This is a genomic window from Bradyrhizobium sp. B025 (genome assembly GCF_042257955.1).
Classification (GTDB): domain Bacteria; phylum Pseudomonadota; class Alphaproteobacteria; order Rhizobiales; family Xanthobacteraceae; genus Bradyrhizobium; species Bradyrhizobium diazoefficiens.
This window is the reverse complement of record NZ_CP170150.1, coordinates 4,148,572-4,167,816: the sequence shown is the minus strand read 5'-3', so window position 1 is coordinate 4,167,816 and position 19,245 is coordinate 4,148,572. Positions and strand designations below refer to the sequence as shown.

The following is a 19,245-nucleotide window of genomic DNA, read 5'->3' as shown; positions in this document are numbered from 1 at the left end:
GCCGCTACTTAATCACGGATGGCCCCTGGTCCGGTAGCGCGACGTCGATGACGCGGAACTGCACACGCTCGGCGCCCTGATAGCGGTCGACCGACAACGATCCCGCGACATGCAATTGCTGACCGCGATTGGCGACCAACGCGTTGCCGAGTTTTTGTCCGACCGAACGGAAGGCGATCCCGTTGACGATGGCGCCATCGCCGGACTTGAAGCGCAAACGCAGATGCGCCTGGCCGACCTCATCGGCATAGACGAGCTGATGCGCCGGCAGCGCCAGCACGGCTTCCGGATTGCCGCTGCCAAAGGGCCCTGCGCGGTTGAGCGTCGCCGCAAGCTCCGTCGTCACTGCGCGCGCAGAGACGGCGCCGTCGATATAGAGCTCGTTGACGTGGCGCGCCTCCGCGACGTCGCGCGCCAGCGCATTTTCAAGATAGGCGCGGAATTCGGCGAGCTTCTCCTTGCGCAGCGTCACGCCCGCGGCCATCGCATGGCCGCCGCCTTTGAGCAGGATGCCGTCGGAGACCGCCTGCCGCACCGCCTTGCCGATGTCGACGCCGGCGATCGAGCGGCCCGAGCCGGTGCCGATGCCGCCGGGCTCGAGTGCAATCGCAAAGGCGGGCCGCGAAAACTTCTCCTTCAGACGGGAAGCGACGAGGCCAACCACGCCGGGGTGCCAGCCTTCGGACGCCGTGACGATGACGCCGAGCTTGTCCTCCAGTCCGATCGAGGCCAGCGCCTCGGCCTCGGCTTGCGCTTCCGCGGCCTGCTCGATGACACGGCGTTCGGTGTTGAGGCGATCGAGTTCAGCCGCGATCCGCGCGGCTTCGACGCTGTCGCCTTCGAGCAAGAGCCGCACGCCGAGATCGGCGCGGCCGATCCGGCCGCCGGCATTGACCCGCGGCCCCAGCATGAAGCCGAGATGCCAGGCCTCCGGCGGGCCGTTGAGCCGCGCCACGTCCATCAGCGCGGTGTGGCCGACATGATCGCGCCGCCGCATCGCGATCAGCCCCTTGGCGACGAAGGCGCGGTTGAGTCCGATCAATGGCGCGACATCGGCGACCGTGCCGAGCGCGACGTGATGCAGCATGCCGAGCAGATCGGGCTCGGGCATCTCCGCATTCCAGAAGCCGCGTTGGCGCAATTCGCGATTGACCGCGACCAGCGTCACCAGCACGAGACCGACCGCGGCGAGATGGCCAAGGCCCGAGAGATCGTCGAGCCGGTTCGGATTGACCAGTGCGTCGACCAGCGGCAGCTCCGTCCCGGCCTGGTGGTGATCGATCACGACCACGGACATGCCGAGGCGCTTGGCCTCAGCCAGCGGCTCGATGCTCGTGGTGCCGCAATCGACGGTGACGAGCAGCGTGGCGCCCTTCGCGGCCAGCCCGCGCACGGCTTCGGTATTGGGCCCGTAGCCCTCGAAGATCCGGTCGGGAATGTGGATCAGCGGATCGAGCCCGCAATGGCGCAGGTGCCAGGCCAGCAGCGCCGCCGACGTCGCGCCATCCACATCGTAGTCGCCGAAGATCGCGACCTTCTCGCCCTTCGCCGCGGCATCGGCGATGCGCTTTGCGGCGGCCTCCATCTCCGTCACCGTGAAGGGGTCCGGCATGAGCTTGCGGATGGTCGGGTCCAGGAAGTCCGGCACCGCGTCGATATCGACCCCGCGCCCCGCCAGAACCCGCGCCAGCAGTTCCGGCAACTGGTGCCGCTGCACAATGGCGAGCGCCTGGGCCGCCCCGCGGGCGTCCAGCCGGTCGCGCCAGAGCTTGTCGGTGAGCGAGCGCGTCACCCCCAGGAACGCCTGGGGCGCTTCGACGGGCAAGGCGGTGGCGGGCGGCGTCATGACGAGCGGCAATCTGTTGGGAACTCGAGGTTCGGGCGAACACGCGAGGCGCCCGGTCACTGGCTTAAGGGGATTGGCCAGGAAACCCCGGCGATTTGCAACGGCCGGGCTGCACAAAGCGGTGGATGGCCAGCCGACGGGCCGGAGTGACTATCATTTGGGCATTCCACCGAACAGCAAATTAAGCAGGCGTTAGGCGGAATCCTCGAAAAAGAATCGTATTCGATCTGTAAGCGATTGTTCCGGGTTCATTGCAGATCAGGCCTCATTGCCAAGGGAACTCCCCGATGTCTGCTGCGCTGGGTCTGAAAGCCAAGCCGATTGCCGCCGAACCCGCTGAAGATGATTCCGACATTTCCGCGCTGATCAACCGCCTCACCGCGGAGGTCAACCAGATCGCGGTCGACAAGACCAAGGCGATCCAGCAGATCACCAACCAGATGAAGATGCTGGCGCTGAACGCGCTGATCGAGAGCTCGCGCGCCGGCGCGCAAGGCGCGGGCTTCGCAGTGGTGGCGCAGGAGGTGCGCGGCGTCGGCCAACAGGTCGAGACCATCGCGCGCGAGCTCGAAACCCAATTGACGAAACGCACCGGGGATCTCGTCGCCTCGATCGACCGCATGAGCCAGCGCTCGCGCGGCGAGCGCATGGTCGACCTGTCGCTCAATGCGGTCGAACTGATCGACCGCAACCTCTATGAGCGCACCTGCGACGTGCGCTGGTGGGCCACCGACTCCGCCGTGGTCGATTGCGCGGCCTCGCCTGCTCCGGCGGCAGTCACCTACACCTCGCAGCGCCTCGGCGTCATCCTCGGCGCCTACACCGTCTATCTCGACCTCTGGCTCTGCGACCTCGACGGCAACGTCATCGCCAATGGCCGCGCCGACCGCTTTCGCGTCGTCGGCCAGAACATCGCCCACACCAAATGGTTTCGCGAGGCGCGGACCTTGCGCTCCGGCGACGACTATGTCGCCGGCGACGTCGAGAACCAGCCGCTGCTCGGCAACGCGCAGGTCGCGACCTATTGCGCCAGCGTCCGCGCCGGCGGCCAGGCCAACGGCTCGCCGATCGGCGTGCTCGCCATCCATTTCGACTGGGAGCCGCAGGCCCGCGCCATCGTCCAGGGCGTGCGCGTCGGCGACAGCGACAAGGCGCGCGTGCTGCTGGTCGACTCCAATTTCCGCGTGATCGCGGCCTCCGACGGCCATGGCATTTTGAGCGAGCGCATCTCGCTGTCGCTGAACGGCCAGCGCTCCGGCTTCTATCACGACCGCTCGGGCACGATGATCGCGTTCCATGCGACACCCGGCTACGAGACCTATCGCGGCCTCGGCTGGTATGGCGTGATCATCTGCGGAGCCTGAGGCCAGGATCCGTCCGCTCGATAAAAAATCGCAAAACAACCCCATACACAGTAGCCGGGCGTTGTTTTCATTGGTGTTTTTCCTGCAGCTCAAGCTGTTTTGACGCGTCGGGCAAAACAGTGGCATTATGCGACTATTCCGAAATCCGAAAACGCGCTCGTTGCCTTGGGCCGACGACCGCCGTGTGAGCGCCCCTCACTTGGCGCCCTCCACAAAGGCGACCGGCGTGCCTTTCGCGACGCTCGCAGCGACGCGTTCGGCGTCCCAATTGGTGAGACGCACGCAGCCGTGAGATTCCGCTTTGGAAATCTTGTCCGGCGAAGGCGTGCCGTGAATGCCGTAGCCTTCGGCGGACAAGTTGATCCACACCGTTCCAACCGGATTGTTCGGACCTGGCTTGATGGTAAAGGGCTTGCGCGAACGGACGCCCTTGAAGTGATAGGCGGGATTGTAGCGATAGAGCGGATTCTTGCTGACTTCGGTGACCTTGAGCGTGCCTGAGGGCGACGGCTTGTCCTCGCTTCCCACAGTCGCCGGATAAAATCCGATCAGCGCATTCGACTTGTCGAACAGTTTGACGGTCTGCCTGACCTTGTCGACCTCGACCCTGTCTGCCTTCGCAGGCGCACCCTCCCCCGCACTGGCAGTGTCCACCACGACGATGGTGTCGCCGGCGCGATCAAAACGACGCCCGGGATTGAGCGCCGCCAGGAGCTGCTCGCTCATGTGAAATTTCTCGGCCAGGGCTTCGCGCGGACTGGTGAAGCCGAGCTTCGGGATGTCCTTCATGTCCTCCATCTTCGACGGCAGCTTGTTCAGGAAAGGACCCGCCACGTCCCGCTCGGTGATTGTGTAGGTCAGCGTGACCGGCCGCTCGTCCGCCCGCAGCGCCTTCCAAACCTCCTCCGTCGGAGCCTCCGAGCCCGGCAACTGCCGGGCTTCCGCATAGGCGCGTAGCGCCTTCTTCGCATTCTCCCCGAACCTGCCGTCGATCTCGCCGGGCGAGAAATGCGCCCTGTCCAGAAGCACTTGCAACCGCACGCCCGCCGGAGTCGGCTTTTCGTTCGAGAGAGTCTTCTTCGATGGCTCGGCGGACTCGATGACGGCCGGGCTGATCTCGGCCGCGAACGCGGGTGCTGCCGCCAGAACAAGGATCAGAACGATGCAGAATACCCGGGCGCGATCGACCGACCGGGCGCTCATCATCGTCCTTCGCGACCCGCGATCGCCCATGTGCCAGCTCCGGGATGGAGACATTCACCGAATTGGCAACTCGGAGCGACCACGGAAGTTTCTAGTTTTTCCCGAGGGCGACTGGCGCAGCCGACGAGCTAGTGCCCGTGGTCGATCACCCAGCACGGCGCCCGGCCATCTCCGCCGCGAGCAGCAGCGCGGCGCGGCTGGCGCCGATCGATGCGATGCCCTGGCCTGCGATGTCGTAGGCGGTGCCGTGCGCGGGCGTGCAGATCGGGAATGGAAAGCCGCCGAGCAAGGTCACGCCGCGATCGAAGCCCATCAGCTTCATCGCGATCTGACCCTGGTCATGATACATCGTCAGCACCGCATCGAAGGCGCCGCCCTTGGCGCGCAGGAACACGGTGTCGGCCGGGAACGGCCCCTCCGCCGCGATGCCCTCGCGCTGGCCGGCCGCGACCACCGGCTCAATCATGTCGATCTCCTCGCGGCCGAAATTGCCGCCGTCGCCGGCGTGAGGATTGAGACCCGCAACCGCGATGCGCGGGCGCGCGAAGCCGGCGTTGCGCATGCAAGCATCGGTCAGTTTCAGCGCGCGGTGGATGCGTTCGCTGGACAGCTTTGCAGCCACATCCCTAAGCGGGATGTGGGACGTGACCCGCGCGTTCCAGAGCCGGTCCAGCACGTTGAACTCGCTGGCCGGCGTCTTGAGGCCGACCACCTCCGCGGAAAACGCGATCTCGTCGTCATACTCGGCGCGGGCAAGGCGCATCGCCTGCTTATTGAAGGGGGTGAAGCAGACCGCATCGACGCGGCCGTCGCGGCCGAGTTCGAGCGCGTGCCGGTAATTGGTCAGCGCGAATTTTCCGCCGGCAAGCGTCGCGGTCTTCGGCTCGACGTCCCTGGGATCGAGGTGGCGAAGATCGACAAACAGCGCGTCGCCCTGCGCCGATCGAAGGTCGGCCCCCTGCTCCACCATGGTCAGGTCCGGCTTGACGCCCGCAACGTGCGCGCCCTCGTCGAAGATGCGGCGGTCGCCGATCACCACGAGCCGGCAGCTCGCGCGGATGTCGCCCTCCACCACGAGCTTCGCCGTCAGCTCCGGGCTGATGCCGGCGGGATCTCCCATCGCCAGTGCAATGAGCGGCTTTGCGGTCATATGATCACCTTCTCCTGAGCTGTCGTCTCATTCCTGTCGGATGGCGTGGGCTTGCGCAGCAAACGCGCGAGCTGCAACGCGAGCGGAAGCAGCAGCAGCGCGATGCCGGCCACGATCAGGCACGTCACCAGCTTGTTCGCAAAGAAGATCCCGAGCGATCCCTTCGACATCAGCATCGACTGCCGGAACGCATCCTCGGCCTTGTCGCCGATGACGATCGCGAGCACCAGCGGCGCCAGCGGATAGAACAGCTTCTTGAAGAGATAGCCGACGATTCCGAAGCCGAGCATCATCACCACGTCGAGATAGGAGTTCGACACCGAATAGGCGCCGACGACGCAGATGATCACGATCAGGGGCGCGATGACCACGAACGGGATTCGCATCAAGGCGGCGAAGACCGGAACGGTCAGCAGCACCAGCGCAACCGCGACGATGTTGCCGACATACATCGAGGCGATCAGGCCCCAGACAAAATCCTTCTGGTCGACGAACAGCATCGGCCCTGGATTGAGGCCCCAGATCATGAGCCCGCCCATCATGACGGCCGCGGTCGCCGAGCCTGGAATGCCGAGCGAGAGCATCGGCAGCAGCGCGCTGGTGCCCGCGGCATGATCGGCCGTCTCCGGCGAGATGATGCCTTCGACCTCGCCGGTGCCGAAATATCGGCCGCGGCGCGAGAAGCGGCGGGCGATGCCGTAGCTCATGAAGGATGCGGCGGTCGGGCCGCCCGGCGTGATCCCCATCCAGCACCCGATCGCGGCGCTCCGCAGCAGCGCAACGCTATGCCGCGGCAGGCGGCCGACTGCGCGAAACACCTCGCGCCAATCGATCTTCGAGGAGACGGCGCGGGCATGGAATTCCTCCTCGACGGCAACCAGCAGTTCGCCGATGCCGAACAGACCCATCACCGCGACGACGAAGTTCACCCCTTTGACCAGCTCGTCGATGCCCATGGTCAGCCGGACGCTGCCCGAGACGGTGTCGATGCCGATGGCGGCGATCGCAAAGCCGATCGCGAGCGCCACGACGGTCTTGATCGGGGCCGCCCCGCCCATGCCGACGAAACTTGCAAAGGCCAGGAAATAGACCGCAAAATATTCCGCTGGCCCGAAGGCGAGCGCGACCTGCGCCACCCAGGATGCGAGGAAGGTGATCAGGATGACACCGACCAGCGCGCCGAACGCAGCCGACCCGAAGGCGGTCGCGAGTGCCGTCGTCGGCCGGCCGTCGCGCGCCATCGGATAGCCGTCGAAGGTGGTTGCGACAGAGGACGGCTCGCCGGGAATGTTGAACAGGATCGAGGTCACCGAGCCGCCGAACAGCGCGCCCCAGTACATGCTGGAGAGCAGGATGATCGCCGACACCGGCTGCATGCCGAAGGTCAGCGGCAAGAGCAGCGACACCCCGTTCGGCGCGCCCAGCCCCGGCAGCACGCCGACGAGAATGCCGAGCAGCACGCCGACCGCCATCAGCAGCAGATGCGGCACGGTGATCGCGATGGTGAAGCCGTGCAGGAGTTCCCCAAGATTGTCCATCGGCCTCTCCGTCAGATGCCGAACGCGGCGGCGAGCGCGCCATGCGGCAGGCTGACCTGGAACATGCGCTCGAACACGACGTAGAGCGCGAGCGCCGTTGCCGCCGCCATCGCCAGCGCGCGTGGCACGGATTGGTGCCTCGGGATCGCCAGCACGGCGAAGACGTACAGGCTTGAGGCGATGTACATCCCGACCAGCGGGATCGCGGCAACGAAGATCGCGGCCGGCACGAACAGGCCGGCAAGCCGGCGCAGCTCGAGCGGTGTGATCGCGATGGGAACGCTTGCGAGCGTCGTCGCCGGCAGAAGACCTCTCACCAGATTGTAGAGGCTTCCGAGCACGATGATGATTCCGGTCAGGAACGGGAACGTGCCGGCATCCACGCCCGCGCTCGACCAGCCGATGCCGTTGTCGAGGCTGGAGACGACGACGGCCACACCAAAGCTGCCGGTGAGGATAGCGGTCGCAAGCTCAAGCGCGCGGCGTGAGATCATCGAGAGCTCCGTTCGAGCGGCGTGCCACGGCCAGTGAATGACGCACGCGTCTTCCAAGCCATCAAGTGTCGTCCCGGCGAAAGCCAGGACCCATAACCCCAGGGAGAAGTTTGACGAGGCCTGGAAGCCAAGTCGGTACCACCACCAACGCTCCACGATAGATCACGCGGTGTGGGTCCCGCCGTTCGCCGGGACGACAGTGGAGATTGTGGCACGATGGTCGCCTCACTTGACCAGCCAGCCCTGCTCGCCCGCAACCTGCTTGACGTGCTCAAGGTCCTCCTTGATGAACTTGTCGAGCTCGGCGCCGGTCAGGAACGTGTCGACCTGGGAGGTCTTCTCGATGTAGTCCTTCCATTCCGGCGTCGCCTGCACCTTCTTCATGAGGTCGACATAGAACGCGGCCTGATCCGGCGTGACCTTGCCGGGCAGCCACACCGTCCGCGGCTGCTCATATTGCTTGATGTCGAGCCCCTGCTCGGCGCAGGTCGGAACGTCGCTCCAGCCTTCAGTCGCGGTGACCTTGGGACCCTGCGGCAGCCGTTTCGGGCTGAAAACGCAAAGCGGTCGCTGCGTGCCGCCACGCCATTGCCCGAGGCTCTCGCTGGGATTGTTGACGTGGGAGTCGAGGTGTCCGCCGGCGAGCTGCACGGCGGTCTCGGCGCCGCTCTTGAAGGGGATGTAGGTCAGCTTGACCTTGCCGGCCTTCTCGATCATGCGGGTCAGCACCTCGTCGGTGTCCTTCGACTGCGCGCCGCCCATCTTGAATTCGCCCGATGCGGCCGCCTTCAGATAGTCCCCCGCCGTCTTGTAGGGCGCATCCTGCTTGACCCACAGCAGGAACTCGTCCTGCGCCATCGCCGCGATCGGGGTGAGATCGGTGTAGTTGAAGGCGACCTTGGAGACGAGCGGCTGCTGCCAGGCGTTCGACGTTCCGAAGATCACCTTGTAGGGATCGCCTGCGGACGCCTTGCCGTAGACATAACCTTCGGCGCCGCTGCCGCCGCCCTTGTTGACGACGACGATGGGCTGCTCCGTCAGCTTGTACTTGGTGACGATGTTCTGCACCGCACGGGCGAGATTGTCGGTGCCGCCGCCCGGTCCGGCGGTGGCCACGAACTCGATCGGCTTTTGCGGTTGCCAGGCCGCAAACGCCGGGACCGTGCCGGCGAGCACGGTCGCGGCTGCGGAAAGCAGAAGTGTTGACGTCCGACCCATGATTTCCTCCAGCTCTTATGTTCTGTTTTATTTGTTGTATCGAACCGGTCAGGCGACGCGTTCCTCGCGTCTGTCTGCGGCTGAAACGATTGCGCCTTCTTGCTCGAGCGCTTCGATCTGCTTCTGGTCGAACCCATGTTCGGCCAGCACCTCGCGGGTATGCTCACCGTAGACCGGGGCGCCCGAGAGCACTTTGCCTGGGGTCTCCGAAAACTTGACCGGAAGCCCGATCGTCTTCACGGGACCGAGCGTGGAATGCTCGACCTCGACGACCATCTCGCGCGCCAGCGTCTGCGGATCGCTGAGCGCCTCCAGCATGTCGTGCACGGGGCCGCACGGCACGCCCTTCTCATCGAGTGCCGCAAGCCAATGCACCCGCGACCGGGTGCGGAAGCGCTCGCTCAGGACGGCCTCGAGCTCCTTCAGATGCGCCATGCGGTCGGCCCCCGTGACGAAGCGCGGATCGGAGGCGAGCTCGCTGGCACCGAGCGCCTCCAGCATCAACAGCCAATGCTTCTTGTTGGCGCCGCCGACCACCAGCCAGCCGTCCGAGGCCTCGAAGGCCTGGTACGGCGCGTTGAGCGGATGCGCCGAGCCCATCGCGCGCGGCGCGGTGCCCGCGGCCAGCGCGATCGTGGACTGCCAGTAGGTCTGCACCAGGGCCGCCTCGTAAAGCGAGGTCTCGACCCACTGCCCTTCGCCAGTCTTGAGCCGATGCGTATAGGCGGCAAGGATACCCATGCTCGCGAGCAGGCCGGCGGTGATGTCGGACAGCGGCGGGCCGCATTTGACGGGCGGACCATCCGGGCGTTCGCCGGTAAAGCTCATGATGCCGCTCATCGCCTGCGCGACGAGGTCAAAACCGCGGCGGTGCTTGTAGGGGCCGGTGCGGCCGAAGCCGGACAGCGAGCAGTAGATCAGCGATGGATACTGCTTGTGCAGGTCTTCATAGCCGAAGCCGAGGCGCTCCATGGCGCCCGGCGCGAAATTCTCGACCAGCACGTCGGCGTCCGCGATCAGCCGCCGCAGCACCTTCTTGCCGCCATCGGTCTTGAGGTCCAGCACGATGCCGCGCTTGTTGCGGTTCATCATCAGGAAGGAGGCCGCCTCATCGCCGATCTTGGGCGGCACCGAATGGCGGGTGTCGTCGCCGTTCGGCCATTTCTCGATCTTGATGACGTCCGCGCCCATGTCGGCGAGCATCAAGGTGCAGGTCGGCCCCGCCATGACATGGGTGAGATCGATGACCTTGAGGCCGGCAAGCGGTCCCGAACGGCGAGAGGTGGATTGCGATCGATCGCTTTGCATCGGCCCGTCCTATTGGCCGCGCCATTGCGGCGCGCGCTTGTTGAGGAAAGCATCGAGCCCTTCGCGAAAATCCTGGCTCGTGTAGCACATCAGGATGAGGTCTTCCCCCTCGTCCCGGGTCAGCCGCCTTTGCAGGCGCGCCACCGCCTGCTTGGTCGCGGTCAGCGTCAGCGGCGCGTGGCTGGCCAGCAGGCGAGCGACCTCGTCGGCACGCCTGTCCAGGGCCGCGATATCCTCGACGACCTCGCCGAGCAGCCCGACGCTGGCGGCTTCAGCGGCGTCAATGAGGCGCGCGGTGAAGATCAGATCCTTGACGCGCGCAGCGCCGATGAGCGCGGTGAGACGGCTGACATTGGACATCGACAGGCAGTTGCCGAGCGTCCGGGCGATCGGAAATCCGATTTTGGCGCTGTTCGTGCCGATGCGCAGGTCGCAGGCCGCGGCGATGCCCGCCCCGCCGCCGGTGCAGAACCCGTTAATCGCGGCGATGGTCGGGACCCGGCACTGCTCGAGCGTGGTGAGCACGCGGTCGATGCGGTTCTCGTAGTCGATCGCGTCCTGCGGCGTCTTGAACTCGCGGAACTGGTTGATGTCGGTGCCGGAGGCGAAGGCCTTGTCGCCGGCCCCGCGCAGCACCAGCACCTTGAGGGAATGATCGCGGTCGGCCTCTTCGCAGATCGCCGCGAGCCGTTCGTACATGGCGAAGGTGAAGGCATTGCGCGCCTGCGGACGGTTGAAGGTGATCCGCCCGATGCCGTCCTGACGTTCAAAAACGAGGTCGTCCGCCTCCGCAGCGTGGTCCATTTCCTCATGCCCTCTTGTTTTTTACATTTTTGAATGCAGAATCTGCGATTAGCAAGCTGGAACTTGCATATTTCGACCGATTACTGCGTTTTTGCATTCAAATTGGAGCCGCCTGCCATGCTTCATGAGGAGGTCGTCGGCCGCATCCGCGCCATCCTGCTCGACGGCGAAATCCCGCCGGGCGCGCGGATTCCCGAGCGCGAGCTGTGCGACCGGCTCCAGATCTCGCGCACGCCGCTGCGGGAAGCGCTCAAGGTGCTCGCCGCCGAAGGTCTCGTGCAGCTCCTGCCTCATCGCGGCTCGCGCGCGGCGAAGCTGACCGACAAGGACATGCGCGACCTGTTCGAAGTCTGCCAGGGGCTCGAAGCGCTTGCCGGCGAGCTCGCCTGCGAGCGGATCAGCGACGCCGAGATCGACGAGATCGCCGCTGCGCACACGGACATGGTTCGGCATTATCGCAAGGGCGACCTGATCCAGTACTACCGCGGCAACCGCGCCATCCACGAAGCCATCGTCGCCGCAGCCGGAAATCCCGCACTGACCGGGCTCTACGCCTCCGTGACGGCGCGCATCCGCCGCGCGCGCTACGTCACGCCGATGACGCCGCAGCGCTGGGCGTTCGCCGTGAAGGAGCACGAGGCGATCCTGAACGCGCTGCAGCGGCGCGACGGCGCCGGCCTCTCCCACATCCTGCGTGCGCATCTCCGCCACAAGCGCGAAGAGGTCCTGCAGGCCGGCTTTGCCGAAACGGAAGCAAGCGACCTCGCGCTGCGGATCGCGTGAGATCACGCCCGGCCTATTCCCTGCGCTTTCGGCGTTGCCCATGGCTAGGCCGGGGAGTAGCCGAGTGAAGCCCGATGGCGAACACGGCCTATGCGGACGCGTGCCGTCGTGACGCGAAAAGATTCTTGCAGTCCTGCCGCGTCGGGCGGTCAGGAGACACAATCGCGACACAATCATTGATTGCATTGCGGCACCGCGTGGCTGGATCGTGCTGACGAAAGCAACGTCGGCAACCGGTGTCTTTTGTCGCGCGCCGGAATTGCATCGCGCACTTTGACAAGCCGCGCTGACCCGCAAATCAATTCCACTTGCTAGCTTGTCTGAACCGGCGCAGCATTCCACCGCTGGCCTCAGGCCGAACACAACGCGCGAGACAATCGCGCAGCTCAAAAGAAGAATGGAGGAAACGAATGACACTCGATGTCTCACGTCGATCCCTGCTCGCACTCGGCGCCGGCCTTGGCGCCAGCGCAATGCTCGGCAGCAGTGCGATGGCACGCGCTCCCAAGCTCGGCACCCAGACTCCCTATTGGCACCGCTTCATTCTCGGCGACGCCGAAGTGACCGTCGTCTCCGACGGACCGCTGCCGCTCGGCGATCCCTCCGGCACCTTCACCGGCGTTTCCAAGGAAGAGGTGAAGAAGATGCTCGCCGACAATTTCCTGTCGCCGGACAATGTCGTGCTCGAGCAGAACTCGCCGATCGTGAACACCGGCGACAAGCTCATCCTGTTCGACACCGGCATGGGCAGCTCCAAGATGTTCGGCCCCACCACCGGCCGGCAGCAGAAGAGCATGATGGAGGCCGGTATCAAGCCGGAGGACATCGATGCCGTGGTCTGCTCGCACGCGCATATCGATCACATCGGCGGCATCGTGGATGCCAACAACAAGCCGCTGTTTCCGAACGCGCAGATCTACATCTCCCAGACCGATTTCGACTTCTGGACCGATGAAGGCAAGATGGGGAGCCCGGCAAAGGACTTCGTCGTGCACGCCCGCAAGAACCTGCTGCCGGTCCGCGACCGCATCGTGTTCTTCAGGGACGGCCAGGAATTCCTGCCCGGCGTGCAGGCCATCTCCGCGCCCGGCCACACCGTCGGCCACACCATCTTCATGGTCTCCTCGGCCGGCAAGTCCTTCGCCTTCCTCGGCGACCTCTCGCACCATTCCGTGCTGCTGCTGGAGCGGCCGCGGATGGAATTCTCCTACGACACCGACCCGAAGCAGGCAGCCGAGTCGCGCGTCAAGCTGCTCACCATGCTCGCGGCCAACAAGACGCCCGTGATGTCCTATCACTTCGCCTGGCCCGGCTACGGCCACGTCGCCAAGGCGGGTGACGGGTTCCACTACTATCCCGAACCGATGCAGATGACGTTGTAGCCGGTGATACCAAGCCCGGGTCGCGCATGTGTGGCCCGGGCCGTTCGCTTGATCTGACCGACAGAGGTGAATGATCCCTGACCGGTTCCTGTCGCGTCGCAACGACACTTCTGGAGCATTTTTCGGCAAGGCAGGCCCGTTCCAGGCAAGAGCTCGCCTCACTGCTCGGATAAGAGTCCCCTCGCATCACTTTCGTCGACGAGAGCTCGTGACGCCCCTTTGGCCTGACGCCGCTCACGCTCGCAAAATGCTCAGGAGACATGCCATGAAGATCGTCGTGATCGGCGGCAGCGGATTGATTGGATCCAAGCTCGTGTCGAAACTCAAGCAGCAAGGCCACGAGGTCATAGCGGCCTCTCCAAAAACAGGCGTGAACGCCGTGACCGGGGAAGGCCTCGCTGCCGCGCTGGCAGGCGCGGATGTCGTGGTCGACGTCGCCAACGCGCCGTCCTGGGAGCCCGCCGCCGTGCTGGAATTCTTCCAGCGTTCGAGCCAGAACCTCGCCGCGACCGAGGCCGCAGCAGCCGTCAAGCATCATGTCGCGCTGTCGATCGTGGGAACCGATCGCTCGCCCGACATCGCCTATTTTCGTGCCAAGCTCGCGCAGGAGACCATCGTCAAGGCATCTCCGGTCCCCTACTCGATCGTTCGCGCCACGCAGTTTTTTGAATTCCTCGGGGCCATCGGCGAAGCGGGAGCGATTGACGGCAAGATCGTCGTGCCATCGGCGTCGTTTCAGCCGATCGCATCCGACGACGTGGTTGCTTCCCTCGCGGAGGTCGCGACGGGACGGCCGCTCAACGGCACGATCGATATCGCGGGACCGGAAAAAGCTCCCTTCAACGAGTTCGTCGCGCGCCGCCTGAAAGCATCGGGCGACAGCCGCCCGGTGGTGGGAGACGCCAAGGCAGGATATTACGGCGCCCCCATCGAGGACACCTCGCTGGTCCCGCTCGGCGAGGCGCGGCTCGGGAAGACGCCGCTCGCAAAATGGCTCGCGACGGCTTGAGGATCCGCGATCCCAAGGTCGCTGCAACCACGGCAATGAAGGAAATCCCATGCGCAGATTGCTGATCGCAACGGCGGCTTACGCCGCATTCGTCCTGGCGGCCCAGGCAGCCGAGACGCAGCCGGCTGCGAAGTCGGCCAAGGTGACTGTCGTGTTTGACCAGGTCCTGCCGAATGCTCCCGGCAAGAGCATGAAGGGCGTGCTGGTCGAGTATGGTCCCGGAGGCTCCTCACCGGCCCACACCCACGCACGCTCCGCGTTCATCTATGCCACGGTGCTGGAAGGGGCGATACGCAGCCAGGTCAATGACGAGCCCGCCAAGGTCTTTCACAAGGGAGAGAACTTCTCCGAGAAGCCCGGCGATCGCCATGCCGTCAGCACCAACGCCAGCGACACCGAGCCGGCGAAGCTGCTGGCCGTCTTCGTGGTGGACACCGCCGATACCGAGTTGACAACGCCGATCGCGAAGTAGTGCGCGGGCCAAGGCGCTTCGGCGCAAGATGTCAGCAGCCGAGCCTGTCGGCGATCCCGCCGAAATCCTTGGCGACGATGTCCCAGTTGCCGGTGGCTTCGAAGTCGACCTTCTGCAACGGCCCGTACTCCGTCGGCCGCGCCACGAACGCGGTCTTCAGGCCGTTGTTCTGCGCGGCGGCGAGATCGCCGTTGTGGGCGGCGACCATCATCACCTCGCCCGGCTTGAGGCCGAGCAGGCGCGCGGCGCCGAGATAGGTCTCGGGATCGGGCTTGTAGTGCTCGAACAGCTCGGCCGACATGACGAGGTCCCACGGCAGGCCGGCGAACTTCGCCATGTTGGTGAGCAGCGCGACGTTGCCGTTCGACAGCGGCGAGATGACGAATTTCGACTTCAGCCGCGTCAGGCCGGCGACGCTGTCGGGCCAGGGATGCAGGCGATGCCAGCCCTTGGTGAGGTAATCGAGATCGGCTTCGGTGAGGCCCTTGATCGAGAATTGCGCGACCAGCTTTTCCAGCGAGCGGCGGTGTAGATCGTCGAGCATGACATAGCCGCGCTCGGGATGTTTGCGCACGTCGTCCATCGAGGCCATGTACATGCCGCGCCAGCCGTCCACCAGGGCGGTCCAGTCGGCGCTGATGCCGCGCTGCCTGCTCCACCACATGAAGTCGGTGATCAGGCTGGTGCGCCAGTCGACGACGGTGCCGAACACGTCGAAGACCAGGGCTTTGACGGCGGAGAGATCGGACATGGGCGCTTCCTCTTTTTGCTTTTGTCTTTGTCATTCCGGGGCGCGCGGAGCGCGAACCCGGAATCCAGAGGTTGTCGGCGCGAGATTCCGGGTTCTCCGGGCCGCGCTTCGCGCGGTCCCGTTCGCCCCGGAATGACGGCCAACGTCAGTCCAGGTGGAACTTCGCCAGCTCGCGGTGCTCGGCCTTGATGTAGCGCACGGTGCCGGTGACGGAGCGCATCACCACCGTCTCGGTCTCGATCACGCCGTCCTTGCGGAACTTGACGCCCGACAGCAGCGAGCCCGTGGTGACGCCGGTGGCGGCGAACAGGCAGTCGCCGCGCGCCATGTCCTCGATGCCGTAGATCATCTTGGGATCGTTGACGCCCATCTTGGCGGCGCGCTCGCGCTTCTCGTCGGAATCGAGGATGAGGCGGCACTGCATCTGGCCGCCGATGCAGCGCAGCGCCACGGCCGCGAGCACGCCTTCCGGCGCACCGCCGGTGCCGAGATACATGTCGACGCCGGTGTTGTCGGGATCGGCGCAATGGATCACGCCGGCGACGTCGCCGTCGGTGATGAGGCGCACCGCCGCGCCGGTCGAGCGCACGCTCTCGATGATGCTGGCATGGCGCGGGCGGTCGAGCACGAGAACGGTGATGCCGTCCGGTTGGACACCCTTGGCCTTGGCGAGGCGGCGGACGTTGTCAGCCGGGCTCGCATCGAGATCGACGATGCCCTTGTCGTAGCCCGGTCCGATCGCAAGCTTCTGCATGTAGACGTCGGGAGCGTGCAGCAGCGTGCCGCCGTCGGCCATCGCCATGGTGGCGATCGAGCCCGGCATGTTCTTGGCGCACAGCGTGGTGCCTTCGAGCGGGTCGACCGCGATGTCCACCTGCGGGCCGGCATTCATGCCAACCTTCTCGCCGATGAACAGCATCGGCGCCTCGTCGCGCTCGCCCTCGCCGATCACGATGGTGCCCTCGATCGGCAGCTTGTTGAGCTCGCGCCGCATCGCGTCCACGGCGGCCTGGTCGGCCGCCTTCTCGTTGCCGTGGCCGCGCAGCCGCGCCGAAGACACCGCCGCCCGCTCGGTCACCCGCACGATCTCCAGCGTGAGGATGCGCTCGAGCAACGCGTGCGGCGGGACTGAAATATGGGTCGACATCGGCTAACTCCTTCGAAACGGTTCTGGACGGAAATCTCCGCCCGCATCAACTCGTAACACCCACAGTTCGTTCGAACCGTGTCATTGCTTGAGCCTGCTCTTTCCGGAAAACCGCTTCACACTTTTGCGCGGGCGCGGCTCACCGGGTCTGGAGCATGCTCTAGTTCTTCTCGATCCGGATCACCTGCGGCCGTCCGCTGATCACCTTGTCGCGCTGCACGGCGGCGAGCGCGCGGCGCACCGCGTCCTCGTGCGTCGCATAGGTGATCAGGATGACGGGCACGGGGACCGCCTTGCCGTTTGCCGCCGGAGCGCCGCCATTGGGATGACGCTGCACGATCGACTCGATCGAAATCTTCTGTTCTGCCAGCCGGGTCGCGATTGCCGCCGCAGTGCCCGGGAAATCGCGCGCCAAAAGGCGGATGTAGTAGCCGCCCTCGTGGCGCTCCATCGGCGCCTTTTTGGTGTCGCGCAAATGCGAGATCGGCCGGCCGAACGGATTGGCGCGGATGCCGCGCGCGACGTCGGCGATGTCGGCGACAACGGCGGATGCGGTCGCGGCACCGCCTGCACCGGGGCCGACCAGCGTGATCGGCGGAATGCCCTCGCCATCGATCGTGACCGCATTGGTGACACCCATCACCTGCGCAATCGAGGAGGATTTTGGAACCATGGTCGGGTGCACGCGCTGCTCGATGCCCTTGGCGGTGCGAACGGCAACGCCGAGCAGCTTGACGCGGTAGCCGAGATCGGCGGCCGCGCGCAGATCTTCCGGCGCGATGGAGGAGATACCTTCGACATACACCGCGCTTTGAGCAACTTTCGTGCCGAAAGCGAGGCTGGCGAGAATGGCGAGTTTTTGCGCGGTGTCGTGGCCGTCAACGTCGAAGGACGGATTGGCCTCGGCATAGCCCAGCCGCTGCGCGTCCTTGAGGCATTCGGCAAACGACAGGCCCTCCTGCTCCATCCGCGTCAGGATGTAATTGCAGGTGCCGTTGAGGATGCCGTAGACGCGGTTGATGCCGGTTCCCGCCAAGCCCTCGCGCAGCGTCTTGATGACGGGAATCGCGGCGCCGACCGCTGCCTCGAAATTCAGCGCGCCGCCGTGCTTTTCGGCGGCCTTGGCGAGCTTGAGGCCATGCTTGGCCAGCAGCGCCTTGTTGGCGGTGACGACGGACTTGCCGGCATTGAGCGCAGCCTCGACCGCGGAGAGCGCGGGATCGCCGGCGCCGCCCATCAGCTCGACGAAGCAATCGACCTCCGGATGGGTGGCGAGCGCCATCGGATCCTTCACCCATTCGACGCCGCGCAGGTCGACAGCGCGCTTCTTGGCCTTCGAGCGCGCGGTGACGGCGACGACGCGGATGCCGCGGCCGCTGCGGCCCGCGAGCACGCGTCCCTGCGTTTCAATCAAACGGACAACTTCGGCACCCACGGTGCCGAGCCCCGCTATGCCCACTTTCAGGGGTGCGACCATGATGCTTATCGAAAACCTGTCGAAGAGAATTAGCGCCGATTGGCGAGCGGAACGACGTTGTGCAACGTTTCGATGCCGCTTTCAAGGAAGCGGCGCACGCCGCGCGCGGCTTGCCTGATCCGTTGCTCGTTTTCCACCATGGCGATGCGGACATATCCTTCACCATGCTCGCCGAAGCCGACGCCGGGCGACACCGCGACGCCGGATTTCTCCACCATCAGGGTCGCGAACTGCATGCTGCCGACGCTGCGGAACGCTTCCGGCAGCGGCACCCAGGCGAACATCGAGGCCTCCGGCGGCGGAATCTCCCAGCCGGCGCGGCCGAACGACTCCACCAGCGCATCGCGGCGCTTGCGGTAGGTGTCGCGCATCTCCTTGATGCAATCGTCGGGGCCGTTCAGCGCCGCGGTCGCGGCGACCTGAACCGGCGTGAAGGCGCCGTAATCGAGATAGGATTTGACGCGGGCGAGCGCCGCGATCACGCGCTCATTGCCGACCGCAAAGCCCATGCGCCAGCCGGCCATCGAATAGGTCTTCGACATCGAGGTGAACTCGACGGTGACGTCCATCGCGCCCGGCACCTGGAGCACCGAGGGCGGCGGGTTGTTCTCGTCGAAATAGACCTCGGCATAGGCGAGATCGGACAGGATCAGGATCTCGTGCTTCTTCGCGAAGGCCACAAGGTCCTTGTAGAAGTCGAGGCTCGCGACATAGGCGGTCGGGTTCGAGGGATAGCAGACGACGAGCGCCAGGGGCTTGGGGATCGAATGCACGATCGCCCGTTCCACCGCCTCGAAGAACTGCGGCGTCGGCTCGGAGGGTACCGAGCGGATCACGCCGCCCGCCATCAGGAAGCCGAAGGCGTGAATCGGGTAGCTCGGGTTGGGGCACAGGATGACGTCGCCCGGCGCGGTGATCGCCTGCGCCACGTTGGCGAAGCCCTCCTTCGAGCCCAGCGTCGCCACCACCTGGGTGTCGGGATTGAGCTTCACGCCGAAGCGGCGGGCGTAGTAGCCGGCCTGGGCCCGGCGCAGGCCGGGGATGCCTCGGGAGGCCGAGTAGCGGTCGGTGCGCGGCTTGCCGAGCGTCTCCTTGAGCTTCTCCAGCACGTGCGGCGGAGCCGGCAGGTCCGGATTGCCCATGCCGAGGTCGATGATGTCGGCGCCGGCGTTCCGCGCGGCCGCCTTGGCCCGGTTGACCTGCTCGAACACGTAAGGCGGAAGGCGGCGGATGCGGTAAAACTCTTCCATGGCTCTCTGGGCTCCGGGCACCCGGTCAGGACAGAATCGACAGGCTAGA

The 19,245-nt window shown here is 65.5% G+C and carries 17 protein-coding genes; 5 read left to right on the top strand and 12 right to left on the bottom strand.

The window, feature by feature from the left end:
* Positions 1-4 precede the first annotated feature (4 nt).
* Positions 5-1,846, bottom strand: a complete 1,842-nt coding sequence (gene recJ, locus ACE10W_RS19180) for a single-stranded-DNA-specific exonuclease RecJ (protein WP_271557406.1) — start codon at positions 1,844-1,846, stop codon at positions 5-7.
* A gap of 287 nt (positions 1,847-2,133) precedes the next feature.
* Here recJ and ACE10W_RS19175 point away from each other — a divergent pair, with 287 nt between their 5' ends.
* Positions 2,134-3,210 (top strand): methyl-accepting chemotaxis protein, encoded by a 1,077-nt coding sequence (locus ACE10W_RS19175; RefSeq protein WP_271557404.1) that lies wholly within the window; start codon positions 2,134-2,136, stop codon positions 3,208-3,210.
* A 195-nt stretch (positions 3,211-3,405) separates the two neighbouring features.
* Here the strand turns inward: ACE10W_RS19175 and ACE10W_RS19170 are convergent, their stop codons facing one another.
* The 7 genes from ACE10W_RS19170 to ACE10W_RS19140 all read right to left on the bottom strand — a co-directional run bounded on the left by ACE10W_RS19170 (position 3,406) and on the right by ACE10W_RS19140 (position 10,925).
* Positions 3,406-4,413: a L,D-transpeptidase family protein gene (locus ACE10W_RS19170; RefSeq protein ID WP_375762675.1), complete on the bottom strand. Its 1,008-nt coding sequence runs from the start codon at positions 4,411-4,413 to the stop codon at positions 3,406-3,408.
* Positions 4,414-4,558: 145 nt separating this feature from the next.
* Positions 4,559-5,563: a 4-hydroxythreonine-4-phosphate dehydrogenase PdxA gene (locus ACE10W_RS19165; protein WP_271557400.1), complete on the bottom strand. Its 1,005-nt coding sequence runs from the start codon at positions 5,561-5,563 to the stop codon at positions 4,559-4,561.
* Positions 5,560-7,101, bottom strand: coding sequence for a tripartite tricarboxylate transporter permease (locus tag ACE10W_RS19160; protein ID WP_271557398.1), 1,542 nt, complete (start codon positions 7,099-7,101; stop codon positions 5,560-5,562). The genes ACE10W_RS19165 and ACE10W_RS19160 overlap by 4 nt, the downstream gene beginning before the upstream one ends.
* Before the next feature lie 11 nt (positions 7,102-7,112).
* The gene (locus ACE10W_RS19155) at positions 7,113-7,595 is read right to left on the bottom strand and encodes a tripartite tricarboxylate transporter TctB family protein (protein ID WP_028171291.1); all 483 of its coding nucleotides are present in this window, start codon (positions 7,593-7,595) and stop codon (positions 7,113-7,115) included.
* 225 nt (positions 7,596-7,820) lie between these two features.
* Positions 7,821-8,813: a tripartite tricarboxylate transporter substrate binding protein gene (locus ACE10W_RS19150; RefSeq protein ID WP_271557394.1), complete on the bottom strand. Its 993-nt coding sequence runs from the start codon at positions 8,811-8,813 to the stop codon at positions 7,821-7,823.
* 48 nt (positions 8,814-8,861) lie between these two features.
* Complete coding sequence (locus tag ACE10W_RS19145) at positions 8,862-10,121, bottom strand: CaiB/BaiF CoA-transferase family protein (protein WP_271557393.1); 1,260 nt, start codon at positions 10,119-10,121, stop codon at positions 8,862-8,864.
* 9 nt (positions 10,122-10,130) lie between these two features.
* Positions 10,131-10,925: an enoyl-CoA hydratase/isomerase family protein gene (locus ACE10W_RS19140; RefSeq protein WP_060911862.1), complete on the bottom strand. Its 795-nt coding sequence runs from the start codon at positions 10,923-10,925 to the stop codon at positions 10,131-10,133.
* A 117-nt stretch (positions 10,926-11,042) separates the two neighbouring features.
* Between ACE10W_RS19140 and ACE10W_RS19135 the strand changes: the two genes are divergently transcribed.
* From ACE10W_RS19135 to ACE10W_RS19120, 4 genes are all read left to right on the top strand, one after another.
* Positions 11,043-11,708 carry a GntR family transcriptional regulator gene (locus ACE10W_RS19135; RefSeq protein ID WP_375762674.1) on the top strand — a complete coding sequence of 222 codons (666 nt, stop codon included), beginning with the start codon at positions 11,043-11,045 and terminating at the stop codon, positions 11,706-11,708.
* A 410-nt stretch (positions 11,709-12,118) separates the two neighbouring features.
* On the top strand, positions 12,119-13,090 hold the full coding sequence (locus ACE10W_RS19130) for an MBL fold metallo-hydrolase (protein WP_011087139.1): 972 nt from the start codon (positions 12,119-12,121) through the stop codon (positions 13,088-13,090).
* A gap of 265 nt (positions 13,091-13,355) precedes the next feature.
* On the top strand, positions 13,356-14,099 hold the full coding sequence (locus tag ACE10W_RS19125) for an SDR family oxidoreductase (RefSeq protein WP_271557388.1): 744 nt from the start codon (positions 13,356-13,358) through the stop codon (positions 14,097-14,099).
* Between the two features lie 49 nt (positions 14,100-14,148).
* Positions 14,149-14,571, top strand: coding sequence for a cupin domain-containing protein (locus ACE10W_RS19120; protein ID WP_011087137.1), 423 nt, complete (start codon positions 14,149-14,151; stop codon positions 14,569-14,571).
* Positions 14,572-14,602: 31 nt separating this feature from the next.
* Here ACE10W_RS19120 and ACE10W_RS19115 read toward each other — a convergent pair whose 3' ends face one another.
* From ACE10W_RS19115 to ACE10W_RS19100, 4 genes are all read right to left on the bottom strand, one after another.
* On the bottom strand, positions 14,603-15,322 hold the full coding sequence (locus tag ACE10W_RS19115; protein WP_028171285.1) for a haloacid dehalogenase type II: 720 nt from the start codon (positions 15,320-15,322) through the stop codon (positions 14,603-14,605).
* Between the two features lie 145 nt (positions 15,323-15,467).
* Positions 15,468-16,469, bottom strand: a complete 1,002-nt coding sequence (gene glpX / locus ACE10W_RS19110; RefSeq protein WP_027542637.1) for a class II fructose-bisphosphatase — start codon at positions 16,467-16,469, stop codon at positions 15,468-15,470.
* Positions 16,470-16,629: 160 nt separating this feature from the next.
* Positions 16,630-17,946, bottom strand: coding sequence for a homoserine dehydrogenase (locus ACE10W_RS19105; protein WP_271557385.1), 1,317 nt, complete (start codon positions 17,944-17,946; stop codon positions 16,630-16,632).
* Between the two features lie 29 nt (positions 17,947-17,975).
* Positions 17,976-19,196: an LL-diaminopimelate aminotransferase gene (locus ACE10W_RS19100; protein ID WP_028171284.1), complete on the bottom strand. Its 1,221-nt coding sequence runs from the start codon at positions 19,194-19,196 to the stop codon at positions 17,976-17,978.
* Positions 19,197-19,245: the final 49 nt, after the last annotated feature.